The organism is Flavobacterium calami, from assembly GCF_038290035.1.
GTDB classification, from domain to species: domain Bacteria; phylum Bacteroidota; class Bacteroidia; order Flavobacteriales; family Flavobacteriaceae; genus Flavobacterium; species Flavobacterium calami.
Map to the genome: position 1 here is coordinate 198255 of NZ_JBBYHS010000010.1, position 17083 is coordinate 215337.

The following is a 17083-nucleotide window of genomic DNA, read 5'->3' on the forward strand; positions in this document are numbered from 1 at the left end:
TTTTAGTAAGTAAGTAATAGAAAATGAACACCTCTTAGCTCTTCTCTTCTTTGTTGAAATAAACTAAGTAGTAATACATTTGTTTTTCTTCATCCCATCCTTTTTCAACAAATTTTTCTGCACTTTCAGGATTAATGAAATCCATTTTAATCTGAATGTGAGTATCTAAGTTAATCACATTTTTAATCGATTTTCTGGCGTCAGAAACTGCTGCGTTTGCAATTGGGAATGAGGTTACATCTTCGATGCTGTATTTTTCTCCTTTATCAACTTTATAGTTTTTAAATTCAGGAATTAAATCGGGATTGTCTAATACTTCATTCAGGAAGTTCTGCTCTTCAAACTGATCATTTTTAGCGAAATAATTCACAGAGCGGTTCATAAACATTACTTCTTCTTTCTTGTCCTCTGCTGGCAAAACCACGTCTTTTGCAAAGTTTTGACAGAATTTTAAATATTTTTTTGTGATGAAATTTTCATCTTCAAAAGCATCAACTGATAAAAAGTGCTCTAACCAGTAACGCGCATCATAACGGTTGCTGTCTACTGTCAGGATTTTGTATCCTTCTTCTTTTTTATAATTAAAAATCAAACATCCTTTATCCAGTTTACTCAGGTTGATTCCCTGTTGCAAAATCATTTCAAGGTTGCTGTCTTTTTCTTCAAATTGTAAAAAATCAGATTGTATTTCGCTTTTAAAAATTCCGATTGCATCTACTACATTATTATCGATACTTAAATTAGTCAAATAGGTTACGTAAACCTCTCCGTTTTTGATATGCGGATGATTTGACTGCTCGTATAAATGTTTTGTGATTTTTTTTGAAACCTCCTGAACATTAGATGGATTTGCGAAAATTTCAGTTGCAAATTTGAACATGTCATTGTAGTCCAGATCAACTTCGTGAGCAAACTGATAATAATTTTCTTCTTTTTCTCTAAAAGGCTTAAAAAAATATTCTTTTATCAAAGGAACAATTTCGTCATTTAAATTAAATGGCTGCTCTGATAAAAAAATAGCTTCGTTACGGCTTTTGTTTCCTACGCGGTGTATCGCAAGCGTCTCGATGTGGGTGTTGAATAAGTTGATCATTTTTTTAAGGTGCTGAGGTTCTGAGATGCTAAGGTACTAAGGTTTAGTTTCTATCCTTTATTTTTTTAATAAAAGAAACTAACATTCTTTCTACTTCGCGGCTGTCCTCATATAAGTTGTTAAAATCTTGTTCTTTTAGAAAAGATATATTTTTTGCGATTTCTAATTGAGTCTGCATTTCGAATAATGACCCAACAGAAATAGTTAAAAAGCGTAAAAAATCTTTATCGCTTTCTCTTCCATATCCTTCTGCAATATTACTAGGAATAGAAATTGAACTGCGTCTAATTTGTGAAGTTAATCCAAAGATTTCTTCTTTAGGAAAATTGTTTGTTGAAAAATAAATTTTGGTTGTTAAAGCCATTGATTTCTGCCAGATAAGCAAACTTTTAAAATTACTCATGTTTAATATTTTTAATTCAAAGAATTAAAAATAAGAAAAAACCTTCAAAATAAAAACCTTAGCATCTTAGCATCTCAGAACCTTAGTACCTCAAAAAAAATTAATTCCAATTCTCCTCAAATCCATAATCTTCGAAGCTATCATCGCCTTCGAACATGTCAAGATCGTCTTCGTCAAGATCGTCTTCAAATTCTCCATAGATGTCGTTGTGCATGTCATCGGCTGCAAAGTTTTTTTCAAGAGCCTCATCCGGCATTTCACCGTGAGAGAATAAAGTTTCCGGGTAAGTAACACCAACTTGTTCATCTTCTATAGCAGCCAGTTCTACTAAGAAAGTCCACATACTGATGAAATCGTAGACGTAAATAATTTTGGTGTTTTCTTTATCTAAAATACTAGATAACGGATAATCGTTCATGGTTCTTATTTCGCCAGGAACATCTCCTGTATCAAAAAGCGGAATTTCATCTTCCTGATTCCAGGTATCATCACAAGTATAAAATGAAGCGACTTCTGATCCGTCAAAACCAAAAGCATTGAAGATTGCATTATGTAAATCCTCAAGTGTATCGTCTTCAAGAATCGCAATGTCTCTAAAAATATCTTCTTCGGCGTCTAGAATAACTCTAAATTTATAAACCATAATCTTTGTTTTTATTGAGAGGTCAAAGGTAAAATATAAAAAACGAAATACGAATTACGAATTGCGATTTGTTGAAAAGATTTTTCAGTTTTTTCGATTAGCAGATATCGAATGTCAGGCTGAGCGGAGTCGGAGCCCGCACCAATAGGAACGCCCTTCGACTTCGCTCAGGGTGACAATTGGATAAAAAAGAAGCGATTACTTTCCAGTCAATCTTTTTCTAATTTTATGATAATATTTATGATAAGTGCTGTGACTTGGATAACTTCTGCTTGAGGTCATATTGTTAAAAACCAAGGCAGTTAAAAGTAGAATCATAACTCCTGTAAAAACCGGAGAAAGTACATACATATAACCTAATGCCTTAACTTTTTCTGTTCCGATAACGGCAATCAAAGCTGTAGCACCTCCGGGTGGGTGAAGTGTTTTGGTAATCTGCATTAAAATAATAGCGATTGAAACTGCTAAAGGAGCGGCTATATACATTACGTCTGGAACCAATTTATTGACAGTAACACCGACAAGAGCCGAAATTACATGTCCGCCAACTAAATTTCGGGGCTGAGAAAACGGACTCTGAATAATTCCGTAAACCAAAACACTTGATGCTCCAAAAGAGCCAATTAAATACACAGCATCAGAACCTGAAAAATGTAGTGATTGAACATAAGCCAAAATTCCGATTCCGGCAAAAGAACCTAAAAAAGACCAAAAGTGTTCTTTGTAATCTATTAAAGTTTCTTTGTAAAGAATGTAACGTGTTTTGCGGTAGCTTCTTTTTATTTTCTGTACAGGCATAGTATGATATGTTTTTGCTTGTAATTGAATTTATTCGTTATGCTTTTAAATACACTTTGCTAAGTGTTGTTGATCCTGAAGATTTTGTTAATCTACAGAGGTCATTAGTTTGAAATTATTATTTTATTAAACTTGGGGAGTAACTATATACAGTATATGGATAAATAGTTTTTGCGGTGTATTTTGAAATCAGACAAACTACAAGAATCGGGAAAAATAAAGTGTAGTCGTTTGTGAGTCCGCAAACTAAGAATATCGCTGTAAAAGGCGCATGAATACTGGCACTTAGAACTGCGGCCATACCGATAATCATAAAGTTAACAGGAATTACATTTACATGAAAAAAACTGTTTAAAATGGAAGCCAGCAATAAACCTAAAAATGCTCCGATGAATAAACTCGGCGCAAAAACACCACCATCGCCACCTGAAGCCAGTGTAATTGAGGTTACAATTGGTTTTAAGATTAAAATAGCAATAAATGTCAGAGCTAAAGTTATTGTTAATTGAGCCTGATTTGCGTTTCCAAAGATTCCTTTTATAGCATGATAACCTTCTCCATACAATTGTGGAAAGAAGAATAAAGAAACACTCAATACTACCGAACCGATTAATATTTTATAATAATGAGTTTCAATTTTGCCAAACTGTGATTTGAAGAACAAAACGCAGCGTGTCAGATAAACCGAATTCATTCCGGCTAAAATTCCTAAAAGGATGAAGTACGGAATCGCTTTTAAATTCCAGGTTGCAATAGAAACTGCAAATAAAGGCTCTTCGTTTAAAATAGCCAGTAAACCAAAGGCAATACACACAGCTATTAAATTTGAAATAATAAAAGCCCGGGTTACTTTTCTGGATATAACTTCAAAAGCAAATAAAACTCCTGCTATCGGGCTGCTGAAAAGTGCTGTAACACCAGCTGCAACTCCCGCACAGATTAATTCTGTTTTGTATTGACGGAAAACATTTTCTTTTTCGTGTGCTACAGAACCAATGGTTGCAGTAGCTACTACGGTAGAAACTTCGATCCCGGTTGAACCTCCAAAAATAACCGTTAATAATCCGTTGATGAAGTGTGATGGAATCTTATAAGAAGGAAGGTTTTTAGATTTTGAAGCCGTACTTTCAAAAACTTCTTTGATTCCTTTGTTTTCTTTTTTCTTAAAAAGATATTGTCTGAGAAAGTAAATTACAGATAATCCAAAAACTGGAAATACGATGTAAAATATAGGGTGAACAGACACTTCGTGAAAGAAGATTTCTTCGTAATATTCAGTAATTCGTTTTAAAGAAATTCCAAGAAAAGCTGAAAGGAAGCCAATTAAAACAGAAACAATAACTAATTTTCGGAATTTGATTAATTGATGATTTTTTTTGATTTGCGCCGTTTTGTTCATCAGTCTGAGTTTGAATTCGCAGTTTTTTTTCTGCGGATTACAAAATTAGGAATCAAATTCGGTTTTTTACAGGAAATTATCAATTTAGTGTGTTAAAGTTGGTATAAACAGGTTTTTTCTTACAGTGTGTTTTTTATTGAATATTGCTTGTTTTTAGGGACAGAGAGATAAAGTTGCTAAGGTTTTCTTTAATCAAAGATTATAAGTGTAGCTTGTCAATTTCGACGCAGGAGAAATCACACAAGAAACTCCACAAAGAAATTTGCCAATCTTTGTCGATTTACGAGTGTGATTTCTCCCTTTGGTCGAAATGACAAAAATGAGAAACCTTTGTTCCTTAGAGCCTTAGAGCCTTAGAATCTGAGAACCTCAGAACCTTTTATACTTATCTCTCATAGAATTCTATTGGAAGCAAATCCGGATCAGCAATGAATGTAAAGCGTTTTTCTGTCGTTTCATCAATTCTGATTGGCTCTGCTTCAATTTCTTTAGAACTTAAAAAAGCAATAGTTTCTTCTAAATTTATGACTTCAAAAGCTAAATGTCGTAAACCAACAGCTTCAGGTCTTGAAGGGCGTTTTGGCGGATTAGGGAATGAGAATAATTCGACAACATACGAACCATTTAACGCTAAGTCTAATTTATATGACTGACGTTCTTTGCGGTAAATTTCACGAATAATAGTCAGGCCTAAAATCTGAGTGTAGAAATATTTCGATTTTTCATAATCGGAACATAAAATAGCAATATGATGAACTTTATTAAGAGTAAGCATTATTTTTTTGATTCAGATTCCTGATTTAGTTTACGAATAACTTTGGCGGGGTTTCCAACAGCCAGTGAATTTTCTGGGATATCTTTTGTAACCACAGATCCGGCACCGATAACACAGCCTTTTCCAATGGTAACTCCAGGACAAATAACAGAATTTCCGCCAATCCAGCAATCGTCACCAATTGTCACTGGATAAGCATTTTCTAACGTTTTTCGTAATTCGGCGTCAAGCGGATGCGAAGCGGTGTAAATCTGAACATTTGGTGCGATAAATACATTCGAACCAATATTTACAGGCGCACAATCTAATACGACACAATTTACATTGAAATAAACGTTTTCACCGGCAAAAATATTATAACCATAATCGCAATGAAAAGGGGGTTCAATGTAAAGCCCTGCTCCGGCATTCGGAATAAGTGCTGCCAAAATTTCTTTAGCCTTTTTGGTAACACGGTATTCTTTTACGTTCAGGCTATGAAGCAAATTTTTTGCTGCCCGCCGGCCTTTTTGTAACTCTGGATCAAAGGCGTTATAATATTCGCCAGAGATCATTTTTTCTTTTTCTGTTTTCATATTTTACATTTTCGTCTTGGCAATTTTGTTGTGTATTTTCACAGTTTCCTGTAAAGCTGCGGTACAGTACCAGGGTGTTAATTCGGCTTCGAGCAAATTGGCTTTTATTGCCGGATCTGTAGCTACGAGGGCTTTGGCTTCTTCTATAGTTTCTACATTAAACACATAAATTCCACGATAATTTCTATCGTTTTTCATAAAAGGTCCGGCTACAACCAGTTTTCCTTCTTGGGCTAATTTATTAATGTTTGCCATGTGGCCTTCAAAAAGTTTTTTACTTTCTTCTTTGGAAGCCGTTGTATTGCTTCCCGATTTTAAAAGACAAAATACGTATTTCTTCATTCCGTATTCGTCGGCATGAAGGGATTTTGCTAATGCTTCATCAAATTTCACTTCAGTTTCCTGAGAAAACCCAATGGTGCTTGTCGTTAAAAATCCGATAATAAAAAGAAACCTTTTCATAATTAATATTTTAAAGCATTTTTTTCAAAATAACAATCTGTCCTAAATGATACACATCATGCTGAATAATTCCATGAATGTGTTCGTAATAGGTATGACCGTTATTGGCGTAAATTTTTGACAAATCTTCGTCATTAAAATCTTCAAAAAAAGCATTCCATGATTCTTGTGATTTTGACAGTGTCTGAATAGATTGTGCCCAGGCAACTTCAGACGGATCTATAACCGGAACAAAATAATTGTGGTCAGGCGTTATAACAGTTTCTCCCTGAACGCGTTTTAAAATATTTTTTCTCCATTGGATGAGATGATTGACAATTTCCCAAATCGTATTTAAATTAGGATTTATCTTTCTATAGGCCTGCTCTGCAGTAACATCTTTTAATGTGTCTGCTAAAGTAACTTCCAGCCACGGATTTCCATTGTAAATGGATTGATAAAGATTCGAAATTCTTTTACTTTCTGACATAATAGATGGTTTTGAAACACTTTAGCTAAGATACAAATAACTATTTGACAACTCATCCCCGAAATTCTACAATTGGGTTATTTAATATTTTTTAACAAGAATAGTTGAGATACATTTGCTTCAACAAAATCAAGGATGACATGAAAACCAAATTACTTTTTACAATATCTTTTTTATTTATTACGGCTTTAATTTTTGCCCAAAGCACTATTTCGGGGAAAGTTCTGGATCAAAAAGGAAAGCCGGTTGCAGGTGCCAATATTTATTTAGACGGGACGTATGACGGAGCGACAAGCTCAGAAACCGGAGAGTTTTCTTTTGAAACTACTGAAACAGGAAATAAATTTTTAGTTGTTAGCTTTTTACTTTTCGAAACTTTCAAACAAGAAATAGATGTTGCCAATTACAAAAATCAAACGGTAAAATTAAGAGAAAATATTAATGCTCTGGATGCTGTTGTCATTACAGCCGGAACTTTAGAATCAGGTGAGAAAGCAAGAGTTTCTGTTTTAAAACCTTTAGACATTGTAACCACTGCCGGTTCAGCCGGAAATATTGTTGCAGCTTTACAGACTTTACCGGGAACTCAAACGGTAGGCGAAGACGGACGTTTGTTTGTGCGTGGGGGAGAAGCCAGTGAAACCCAGACTTTTGTTGACGGAATCAGAGTAGCACAGCCATACGGTGCAACCACCAACAATTTACCTACCCGAAGCAGGTTTTCTCCTTTTCTGTTTAGCGGAATCGCTTTTTCTACCGGAGGTTACTCTGCAGAATACGGTGAAGCCCTTTCAAGTGTTTTACTTTTGAATACTCAGGACGAAGCAGACCACGAAAAAACAGATATCGGATTAATGACTGTCGGGCTGAGTTTAGGGAATACACAAAAATGGAACAAAAGTTCTTTGAGTGTCAATATGATGTATGTGAACTTAGCTCCTTATCAGGCCGTAATTCCTCAAAATGTAGATTGGAACAGTCCTTACCAGTCGCTTGGAGGAGAAACCGTTTACAGATATAATTTTACAAATGGAATTTTCAAATTGTATGCTTCTTTTGATGGGGAAAAATTCGATTTGAATCAGAAAAATATCAATTTCGAAAATCCAGTCAGAACAGATATGAACAATAATAACTTTTACCTGAATTCATCTTACAAAGGTACTTTTGGAACAGGCTGGCAAATAACTTCGGGAGTTAGTTACGGCTACAGCAAAAACAAACTGAAATATGATATCACCGGAATTGACAGTCAGGAAAACGCAGCACAGCTGAAATTAAAATTGTCAAAAAAAGTTTCGAATCATTTTAAAATTTCTTTCGGAACAGATTATTTCATTACAAAATACAATGAAGATATCGCAGACAATGTTTCTATTGATGTTGCAAACGGTTACGATTCTAACATTTTTGCGGCTTATACAGAAGGAGATGTTTCATTTTCTAAAAATTTAGCACTAAAAGTTGGTTTGAGATATTCAAATAATAGTTTGCTGAACGAAAATAATATTGCACCGAGGGCTTCATTAGGATACAAAGTTTCAAAAAGCAGTCAGTTTTCTTTTGCTTACGGAGATTTTTCTCAGACACCGGTTGTTGATTATATCAAATATTCTAAATTTCATCAGTTCGAAAGCGAGAAAGCAAGTCATTATATCCTGAATTATCAGTTTACAAAACCGGGGCAGACTTTTAGAGCCGAAGCTTATTATAAAGATTACAGCAATCTGGTTCAGTACGATACAAAGAATATTCAGTACAATTCGGTTTTCAATAACAATGGATCTGGTTATGCAAAAGGAATCGATTTGTTCTGGAGAGACAGCAATTTGTACAAAAACTTAGAATACTGGATTTCGTATTCATATATTGATTCAGAAAGGCAGTATAAAAACTTTCCAAACATGGCAACTCCAAGTTTTATTGCCAATCATAATTTATCTGTAGTAACAAAATATTTTATTACAGACTGGAAATCTCAGGTAGGTTTTACAAACAGCTTTAGTACCGGACGCCCGTACAATGATCCAAACCAAACACAGTTCATGAACGGAAAAACGAAGTCGTACAATAGCCTGAGTTTTAACTGGGCGTATTTACTGACGACACAAAAAATCCTTTATTTCTCGGTTTCGAATATTTTAGGAACACAAAATATCTTCGGATACGATTATGCAAGAACGCCTGATGCATCGGGAGTTTACCAAAGACAAGCCGTTGTACCAACAGCAGACAGGTTTTTCTTCTTAGGTTTCTTCTGGACGATTAGCGATAATAAAAACGAGAATCAGCTGAAGAATTTATAGAAGCTAAGCTGCAAAGAAAAAACTTCTAATCTTAGCATCTTAAAAAAAACAATTCAGTAACCAAATTCGACAATTCAGTATCATTTAATTTTAAAAGATTAAAAACCAGCATACTTTTGAAGTATAATTAGAAATAACAATAACAATAACAAAAGAGTTTTAATCATCAATAAAAAAACTTAGAATCTCAGAACCTTAGCAACTTAGTAACTTTAAAAAAAAGAAATCATGACCAAAATTATCACAATTATTACATTATTTATTTGCAGTTTATTATCTGCTCAGACACAATTTGAACAAGGAATGGGAAAAGCTTTCGGACTTTGGAAAGAAGGAAAAAATGCTGAAGCTTCGGCAATGTTTGAAAGAATCGCAGCGGCTGAAAAAAACAGTTATTTACCAAATTATTATGTTGCCTTAATTAATACAACAGCGGTTTTTTCTGAAAAAGATAAAATGAAAATTGATTTGTTACTGACAAAAGCACAAGATGCTTTAGATAAAGAAATAATAAAAGACCAGAATAATGCTGAGTTATACGTTTTGCAGGCTTTAATTTATACAGGCTATGTTGTTGCTGACCCAATGACAAACGGAATGAAATACTCTGGTAAAGTAATGGAAGCTTACGGAAAAGCAAAAGCAATCGATCCAAATAATCCAAGAGCTGTATTTGGTGAGGCAGATTATCAGTTAGGAGGAGCAAAATGGACAGGGGTAGATACAAAACCTTTATGTGTGCAGGTTGATAAAGCTGTTGAACTTTTTGCTACTTTTAAACCAGAAACTCAATTTTCGCCAAAATGGGGATTAGAAAGAGCTTTGGAAGCACAAAAAAACTGTAAAAAATAAAACATATATAAGCTGAAGAGAATGAAAGATCGTGGAAATATATTTACTGATTTAAAGAGTGGAACAATAGTTTGTTTCAAGATTTCTATGGTCTTTGCGATAATTTTTTCAGCTTTTTTAGGAGAGGATTTAAATGTTAAAAATGTTCTTGCAACTTTTTTTGTAAGCTGCCTCTATTCTTTCGGATTGGGCTTTGGAAATGGATTCATCAATGTTCTGCTGGATAGAAAATGGGATTGGCTGGAACAAACAAATCTCAGGGTTTATTACGGAATTCTGGTAACTGTTTTGTACACGATACCTGTAGTTTTAGCCATCAACTACTTTATTTTTGTTATTTTACAAAATGTGACTTTAGAGGTTTTTTTTGGTGCAAGAATGGTATGGGTTCATCTTTTTTACATCATTTTATCTCTCGGAGTTTCGACTTTCATGCAGGCCAGAAGCTTTATGGTGAAATGGAAACAGGCGTCAAAATTTGAAATAACCCAGCAAAAAATTATTGCCGGAACTGCAAATGCCAAATTTGAAAGTTTAAAAAATCAGATTGATCCGCATTTTCTTTTTAATAGTCTGAATGTATTAAGTTCTTTGATTGAAGAAAATCCCGATAATGCGCAGCGATTTACTACTTCTTTGTCTAAAATTTACCGATATGTTTTGGAACAAAAAGATAAAGAACTGGTTTCTGTAGAAGATGAATTGTCGTTTGCAAAAACCTATATGAACCTGCTGAAGATGCGCTTCGAAAATAGTTTGTTTTACGAATTGCCAACAGAAAATATAAATCCGGATGCAAAAGTGGTTCCGTTGTCGTTGCAGCTTTTACTCGAAAACACTGTAAAACATAATGTGGTAAGCGAGCAGAAACCATTGCATATCAGAATTTTTATTGATGGAGATTGTTTAGCAATTCAAAATGATTTTCAAAAGAAAGAAGTTTTACAGGACAGACAAGGAGTTGGTCTCCAAAATATTGTGAATCGATACGGAATTGTAACCAACAGAAAGGTATTGATTGAACAAAACGAAAAAACATTCACAGTTAAGATTCCGATTTTAACTAAACAAATAACAGTTATGGAAACAAGTGCAGACTATAGCGATGAAAACAAAGCTTATTTCAGAGCTAAAAAAAGAGTAGAAGAATTAAAAGGATTTTACGCAAATGTAATTTCGTATTGTTGTGTGATTCCGTTTTTAATTTTTATAAATTTAAGATTTTCTCCCGGATTTCAATGGTTTTGGTTTTCGGCGATAGGCTGGGGATTTGGAGTTGTAATGCATGCTTTTAAGGTTTTTGGTTACAGCTCTGACTGGGAAGAAAGAAAGATCAGAGAAATTCTGGAAAAAGAAAATAATAAACAAACCTGGAAATAATGGAAAAGAAATATGCTGAAGCTGACCGTTATTATGAAGCTCAAAAAAAAGTGAAGCAAATCAGAGAATTTTACGAGCATTTGACAGTATTTGTTCTTGTTAATCCGATAGTTATCGTGGTTAATCTTATGACTTCTCCAGGTTATTTATGGTTTGTATGGTGTTTGATGGGCTGGGGAGTTGGAGTAGTTTTACATGGACTGAAGGCTTTTGAACGCATGCCTTTTTTCGATAAGAAATGGGAAGAAAGAAAAATTCAGGAGATTTTAGAGAAAGAAAAAAATAAGCAAACCTGGGAATAATTATGGAAGTAAATTTTAATAATGATCGTGAAGAATCGGTACTAAAAGAAATTGCAACCAAAAGAGTAATCAAACTCAAGGCATTTTACAGTCACATGTTCGTCTATATTATTGGTGTAATCGTTTATGTATTGAAAGATTATTTTGGAGCACCATTCAATTTCTTTCCTATAAAATATATCAATGGGTTTGTAATGTGGATCTGGACCACAGCATTTTTAATTTCTGCGGTAGATTTGTTTGCTTCGTATAAAATTTTTGGAAAAGAATGGGAAGAGCGTAAAGTAAAAAGTCTATTAGAGAAAAAAACAAAAAAACAAAAATGGGAGTAATCATGGAAATAAATTATACAGAAGAAGACAAATATAATCAGGCTAAAAAGAAAGTCGAGAATATAAAAGGGTTTTATAGTAATTTAACTTCTTATATTGGAGTTAATATTGTATTGATTTTTATTAATTTATATACAACACCAAATCATTTATGGTTTTACTTTCCCTTGATATGGTGGGGAATAGGTGTTGTTTTTCACGGATTAAAAGTTTTTGAAGTTTTTCCGGTTTTAGGAAAAGGCTGGGAAGAACGAAAAATCAAAGAAATCATGGAGAAAGAAAAAGAGAACAAAAACAAATGGCAATAACCTTTAAATCAGAATAAAATGGGACGTTGTAGAAAACGCTTTTACGAAGAGTACGGGCAAGAGTTTGAAAACGATGAAAGTTTTGAAATTGCATACAAACAAGTAAAAAGGATAAAAGATTTTTATTCGCACTTAAAAGTATATTTAATTGTTAATGCAGTGATTATTATTTCCAATTTAAGCAGAGGCTTTTCCGGCATAAGATGGAATGAGGGCGCTTTTTTTGAATGGCATACGTATTCAACAGCCATTTTTTGGGGTATCGGTTTAGCTGCTCATGCATTATCTGTTTTTGGACGCAATATTTTCTTTAACGATGACTGGGAAAAAAGAAAAATTCAGCAATACATGAATAAACAGCCAGTCAATAAGAATAAATGGGAATAACTTTATTTTTTAAATTTCAGATTAATAAATGACTACATTAATTATAGAAGACGAAAAACCTGCTGCAAGATTATTACAAAGAAAACTTGAAAAGTTGGAAATTGCCGTAGAAACAATGTTGCATTCAGTAGAAGAATCTATTGACTGGTTTGGTAATAACGAACATCCAGACTTGATTTTTTTAGATATTCAGTTATCAGATGGTTTATCGTTTGAAATTTTTGAGAAAATAGATATAAAAAGTGCTATCATTTTTACTACCGCTTATGATGAATATGCTTTAAAAGCCTTTAAATTAAACAGTATAGATTATCTTTTAAAACCAATTGATGAAGATGATCTTGAAGCAGCTGTAGTGAAATATAAAACCAGAATTCCGCAACAGGATTCTGGAAATCAAAATCTTCAGCTTAATTTCGAGCAAATACGTCAAATGCTTTCAAATCCTTTTGGAAAGACTTACAGAGAAAGATTTACAGTTAAAATTGGTCAGCATTTAAAAGTAATTACCAAAGATGAAATCGAATGTTTTTTCAGCGAAAATAAAGGAACTTACATTCATACTTATGACAATCGAGATTATCTGATTGATTCGACTTTAGAAATTCTGGAACAGGAATTGGACAAGAAGGATTTCTTTCGCGTAAGCAGAAAATTCATAGTTCCTTTAAAAGCCATTAAAGAAATTCAGGTGTATACCAACTCACGTCTGAAAGTTATTTTACCAAGTTATAAAGAGGATGAGGTTATTGTAAGCCGTGAAAAAGTGCAGGATTTTAAGGGTTGGCTGGGATAGTTTTTGGTGAGATGTGAAAAGTAAGATGTGAAAAGTAAGATGTGAAATGAAATAAAAAAAGAGCCTATTTTAGACTCTTTTTCTATTTTTCTGTTTTTCTATTTTTGATTTTATTTACTCAATCGATGCAAAGTATAAGTCATTGCACTCAAAAGGAAAAACGCCATAATCTGGTGAATCAATCCTAAAGCCAAAGGAACACTGTACAACAAAGTGAAAACACCAAGGGCAAACTGAATAAAAACAAAAATTACCAAAATGTTAATTCCTTTTGACTGGGTATCGGTAAGAGAGTATTTTTTGCTTTTGAAATAAAGGAAAAGAATAATAGCTACTACTGCATAAGCAAAAGTTCGGTGTACAAACTGAACACCGCTTTTTCCTTCAATTAAATTCTTCACCAAAGTTGACTGTTCAATAAAAACCGATTCGTGAATAAATTCGCCATCACTCATTAAAGGCCAGTGATTGTGAATTAATCCTGCATTCAATCCTGCAACAAAACCACCGTAAATAATCTGGATCAATAAAGCCACTAAAGCATATCTGGCGATTGTACGAAGCGGAATTATTCTGTTGATGTTTCTTTCCGGATAAATCAAATCAAGCGCAACCCAAAGGGTATACGCAAAAGTGATAAAGGCAAAAGTTAAATGTAAAGAAAGTCTAAAATGACTTACATCCGGATTGTCAATTAATCCGCTTCTTACCATAAACCAGCCTAAAAATCCCTGAAAACCTCCCATTGCCAAAAGAACGATGCATTTTTTTATTGTTGGTGTGTCTAATTTCTTTTTGATTAAAAAATAAACAAATGGTACAAAGAAAACCAATCCGATAATACGCCCAATGAAACGGTGAAACCATTCCCAGAAATAAATGAATTTATAATCTGCTAATTGAAAATCATTGTGAATATTGATTTTTTGATACTCAGGAAATTTTTTGTATTCGTCAAAAGCGGCTTGCCACTTGGCTTCGGTTAAAGGCGGGAAAGTGTCGGTCACCAAATGCCAGTCGGTCATTGATAAACCTGAATTGGTCAAACGTGTGATACCGCCCACAACAACCATTAAAAATAATAAAACACAACCTGATAGTAACCAAATGATTACTGATTTATTCTCTTTTTTCATTCTTTTCCGATTAATTCGATTTCGTTTATTTTATTGATCTTTCTTAAATAAAAATTTAGAAAAAACATATTTGCTAAAACACTCATAGGTAGTAATACAATGGTAAAAAATACCATATAAGTAATATTTTCTTTAATTCTAATATTCAATAAATCAGATATTATCTCTTTCAGAATTGCTAAAGAAAGCAAAACTAAAAAAGAGATGATAAGACTTACGAAGAAGAAAATTAATTGATATTTAAAATGTCTTTTTTTAATATTTCTAAGCTTTTTATAAAATAAATAATTAGGTAATGCAATTATTATTACAAATACAATCCTTAAAATTATTAATGAAAAGTTCATTTACTTTTTAAGAGTTAAATTCAACTTTGCAGCTCGTTTAATCACAAAATCATAAGCCGCCTGATATTCATTTGGAATATCGCCTTCTAAAATAGCTTCTTTTACAGCTTCTTTTAAAACTCCAATTTCACGTGAAGGTTTCAAATCGAACATTTCCATGATTTCTTCACCAGAAATTGGCGGCTGAAAATTACGTACCTGATCGCGTTCTTCTACTTCAACAATTTTCTGGCGGACGATTTTAAAGTTTTTATGGTACTTTTTGAATTTTGCCGGGTTTTTGGTTGTAATATCAGCAGCACATAAAGTCATTAAACTCTCCACATCTTCGCCGGCGTCAAAAACCAAACGACGAACTGCGCTGTCAGTTACAATATCCTGCGCCAAAACAATTGGACGTGAACTCATAATAACCATTTTTTGAACAAATTTCATTTTGTGGTTTAATGGCATGTGCAGACGCTCGAAGATTTTCTTTGCCATTTTTCCGCCCAGGAATTCATGCCCGTGAAAAGTCCAGCCTTGTTTTTTAGAGAAACGTTTTGTTGGTGCTTTTCCGATATCATGAAGTAATGCAGCCCAGCGCAACCAGACATCATCTGTATTCGGACAGATATTGTCGACAACTTCAAGTGTATGGTAAAAATTGTTTTTATGGGTATGACCTTCAATTTCTTCCACCTGATTCAAAGCGGTTAATTCAGGTAAAATAATATCTAAAAGTCCTGTTTTGTATAAAAGTAAAAATCCGGTTGAAGGCTTAGGTGTAGAAAGAATTTTGTTTAATTCGTCTACAATTCTTTCACCTGTAATGATTTTAATACGATCTGCATTTTTTGTGATAGCATTCAATGAATTTTCTTCGATTTCGAAATTCAATTGAGTTGCAAAACGAATCGCACGAAGCATTCGCAAAGGATCATCAGAATAGGTAATATCCGGATCCAAAGGTGTTTTGATTGTTTTGCTTTCTAAATCAGCTAAACCATTAAAAGGGTCTAAAAGATCGCCAAAGTTATTTTCGTTTAAAGATAAAGCTAGGGCATTAATCGTAAAATCGCGACGATTTTGATCGTCCTGAAGTGTTCCGTTTTCTACAATTGGATTTCGGCTGTCACGAGTGTATGACTCTTTTCGGGCGCCCACAAATTCGATATCCGTATCTTCAAAACGAAGCATCGCTGTTCCGTACGTTTTAAAAACCTGAACTTTTGGTTTGTTCGGTAGTAAATCTGAAACTTTAAGAGCCAATTCGATGCCGCTTCCCACAGCTACAACATCAATGTCTTTTTTAGAACCCCGGTTTAATAGCAAATCACGAACAAATCCGCCGATCACATAAGAGTCAACGTTTAATTCCTGAGAAGCTTTCGAAATAATATCGAAGATTTTGTTTTGTAAAGCAGTTTTATAGTTTGTTTGTATAGCCACGAATTCACTAATTTTTATAAAATAATACGTTTGTGTTCAAGTGAGGTAGAATTAAAGTTTGCCAAAATCGCTAAATTGTTTTTGGATACTTTTAAATAATTAAGACATTGCGAAATATATTTTGGATGCAAAAAATCACTTGATTTTATTTCAAGTATAATTTTATCAAACAAAACAAAATCAGCATAAAACTTGTGATCTAAAATTATGTCTTTATAATTTACTAAATATTCTTTTTCTCTTTCAAATGGAATATTTGCTTTCTTGAATTCGTATTCTAAAGCATCTTTATATACAATTTCAGAAAAGCCTCCACCTAAATTTCTATGAACATCAAATAAAATTCCGATTATCTGATAACTTTCCTCTTGATACAATATTTTCGTCATGATCTAAATTTTTTTCCGCCACGAATTCACGAATTTTTCTAATTAATTTTTTAAAAAGTTAATTCGTGAATTTGTGGCTATTATTTAGAATACAACTTTCAATTTTTGTATTGAAAATGTTTTTTGGAATTTTATGGTTGCAAATTTACAACATAGAAAATGCCTTTTATAATCTACAGCCTAATTTTTTGAGTAAATTCACAATTTTTCAACTGAAATTTATCAAAACAAAAAGAGAAACGGTTAATTCCACAAATCAATATAGATTAAACTCATAGATTGTAAAAAAATAATTCGTGATTTTGACATAATCTAAATTTTCCGCCACGTATTCACGAATTATTTGTAATTAATTTTAAAAAATTAAGGCTGTTAATTAATTCAAGTTGCTAGTTTGCAAAGCATAAAAAACACAAAGCAGAGGTTAAGTAAATTTGTTTTGCGAACCAATAAACAGAACCAATGCTTTGTAAAGACAAAATTATATCAATTTTTTGTTT

21 protein-coding genes are annotated in these 17083 nt (G+C 33.2%); 8 read left to right on the forward strand and 13 right to left on the reverse strand.

Translation table 11 applies throughout. The features are described 5' to 3' along the window. Window positions 1–34 precede the first annotated feature (34 nt). The 9 genes from AAEO57_RS11120 to AAEO57_RS11160 all read right to left on the reverse strand — a co-directional run bounded on the left by AAEO57_RS11120 (window position 35) and on the right by AAEO57_RS11160 (window position 6617). A complete protein-coding gene (locus tag AAEO57_RS11120) occupies window positions 35–1093 on the reverse strand; it encodes a nucleoid-associated protein (protein WP_341692556.1) in 1059 nt (352 codons plus the stop codon). 43 nt (window positions 1094–1136) lie between these two features. Further along, window positions 1137–1496, reverse strand: a complete 360-nt coding sequence (locus AAEO57_RS11125; protein WP_341692558.1) for a four helix bundle protein — start codon at window positions 1494–1496, stop codon at window positions 1137–1139. Window positions 1497–1596: 100 nt separating this feature from the next. Continuing rightward, a complete protein-coding gene (locus tag AAEO57_RS11130) occupies window positions 1597–2139 on the reverse strand; it encodes an IS1096 element passenger TnpR family protein (RefSeq protein ID WP_341692559.1) in 543 nt (180 codons plus the stop codon). A 198-nt stretch (window positions 2140–2337) separates the two neighbouring features. Next, window positions 2338–2937, reverse strand: coding sequence for an HPP family protein (locus AAEO57_RS11135; RefSeq protein WP_341692560.1), 600 nt, complete (start codon window positions 2935–2937; stop codon window positions 2338–2340). 118 nt (window positions 2938–3055) lie between these two features. After that, entirely contained in the window at window positions 3056–4336 is a 1281-nt protein-coding gene (locus AAEO57_RS11140; RefSeq protein WP_341692561.1) for a chloride channel protein, read from the reverse strand. A 385-nt stretch (window positions 4337–4721) separates the two neighbouring features. Then, window positions 4722–5111, reverse strand: coding sequence for an SMU1112c/YaeR family gloxylase I-like metalloprotein (gloA2, locus tag AAEO57_RS11145; protein ID WP_341692564.1), 390 nt, complete (start codon window positions 5109–5111; stop codon window positions 4722–4724). Continuing rightward, the gene (locus AAEO57_RS11150) at window positions 5111–5686 is read right to left on the reverse strand and encodes a sugar O-acetyltransferase (RefSeq protein WP_341692566.1); all 576 of its coding nucleotides are present in this window, start codon (window positions 5684–5686) and stop codon (window positions 5111–5113) included. The genes gloA2 and AAEO57_RS11150 overlap by 1 nt, the downstream gene beginning before the upstream one ends. Before the next feature lie 3 nt (window positions 5687–5689). Further along, a complete protein-coding gene (locus tag AAEO57_RS11155) occupies window positions 5690–6148 on the reverse strand; it encodes a YciI family protein (RefSeq protein ID WP_341692568.1) in 459 nt (152 codons plus the stop codon). A 10-nt stretch (window positions 6149–6158) separates the two neighbouring features. Then, on the reverse strand, window positions 6159–6617 hold the full coding sequence (locus tag AAEO57_RS11160) for a DinB family protein (protein ID WP_341692570.1): 459 nt from the start codon (window positions 6615–6617) through the stop codon (window positions 6159–6161). A gap of 140 nt (window positions 6618–6757) precedes the next feature. On the opposite strand from AAEO57_RS11160, the gene AAEO57_RS11165 reads away from it, so the two are divergent. The 8 genes from AAEO57_RS11165 (at window position 6758) to AAEO57_RS11200 (ending at window position 13280) form a co-directional block, all read left to right on the forward strand. Beyond that, window positions 6758–8923, forward strand: coding sequence for a TonB-dependent receptor (locus tag AAEO57_RS11165; RefSeq protein ID WP_341692572.1), 2166 nt, complete (start codon window positions 6758–6760; stop codon window positions 8921–8923). Between the two features lie 228 nt (window positions 8924–9151). Continuing rightward, on the forward strand, window positions 9152–9775 hold the full coding sequence (locus AAEO57_RS11170; protein ID WP_341692574.1) for a tetratricopeptide repeat protein: 624 nt from the start codon (window positions 9152–9154) through the stop codon (window positions 9773–9775). A 21-nt stretch (window positions 9776–9796) separates the two neighbouring features. Beyond that, the gene (locus tag AAEO57_RS11175) at window positions 9797–11155 is read left to right on the forward strand and encodes a histidine kinase (RefSeq protein WP_341692576.1); all 1359 of its coding nucleotides are present in this window, start codon (window positions 9797–9799) and stop codon (window positions 11153–11155) included. After that, window positions 11155–11457, forward strand: a complete 303-nt coding sequence (locus tag AAEO57_RS11180) for a 2TM domain-containing protein (protein WP_341692578.1) — start codon at window positions 11155–11157, stop codon at window positions 11455–11457. The genes AAEO57_RS11175 and AAEO57_RS11180 overlap by 1 nt, the downstream gene beginning before the upstream one ends. Window positions 11458–11459: 2 nt before the next feature. Then, complete coding sequence (locus AAEO57_RS11185) at window positions 11460–11789, forward strand: 2TM domain-containing protein (protein ID WP_341692580.1); 330 nt, start codon at window positions 11460–11462, stop codon at window positions 11787–11789. Further along, complete coding sequence (locus AAEO57_RS11190; protein ID WP_423972146.1) at window positions 11780–12097, forward strand: 2TM domain-containing protein; 318 nt, start codon at window positions 11780–11782, stop codon at window positions 12095–12097. Before AAEO57_RS11185 ends, AAEO57_RS11190 begins: the two co-directional genes overlap by 10 nt. An 18-nt stretch (window positions 12098–12115) precedes the next feature. Next, window positions 12116–12484: a 2TM domain-containing protein gene (locus AAEO57_RS11195; protein ID WP_341692584.1), complete on the forward strand. Its 369-nt coding sequence runs from the start codon at window positions 12116–12118 to the stop codon at window positions 12482–12484. 28 nt (window positions 12485–12512) lie between these two features. Next, window positions 12513–13280, forward strand: a complete 768-nt coding sequence (locus tag AAEO57_RS11200) for a LytR/AlgR family response regulator transcription factor (protein ID WP_341692586.1) — start codon at window positions 12513–12515, stop codon at window positions 13278–13280. 110 nt (window positions 13281–13390) lie between these two features. Here AAEO57_RS11200 and AAEO57_RS11205 read toward each other — a convergent pair whose 3' ends face one another. Genes AAEO57_RS11205 through AAEO57_RS11220 form a run of 4 tightly spaced genes read right to left on the reverse strand, consistent with a single transcriptional unit; the run spans window position 13391 to window position 16583 of the window. Further along, on the reverse strand, window positions 13391–14416 hold the full coding sequence (locus tag AAEO57_RS11205; protein WP_341692588.1) for a COX15/CtaA family protein: 1026 nt from the start codon (window positions 14414–14416) through the stop codon (window positions 13391–13393). After that, complete coding sequence (locus AAEO57_RS11210) at window positions 14413–14763, reverse strand: hypothetical protein (RefSeq protein ID WP_341692590.1); 351 nt, start codon at window positions 14761–14763, stop codon at window positions 14413–14415. Before AAEO57_RS11210 ends, AAEO57_RS11205 begins: the two co-directional genes overlap by 4 nt. Beyond that, window positions 14764–16194 (reverse strand): CCA tRNA nucleotidyltransferase, encoded by a 1431-nt coding sequence (locus tag AAEO57_RS11215; RefSeq protein WP_341692592.1) that lies wholly within the window; start codon window positions 16192–16194, stop codon window positions 14764–14766. Window positions 16195–16208: 14 nt separating this feature from the next. Continuing rightward, window positions 16209–16583 (reverse strand): GxxExxY protein, encoded by a 375-nt coding sequence (locus AAEO57_RS11220; protein WP_179002268.1) that lies wholly within the window; start codon window positions 16581–16583, stop codon window positions 16209–16211. Between the last annotated feature and the right edge of the window lie 500 nt (window positions 16584–17083).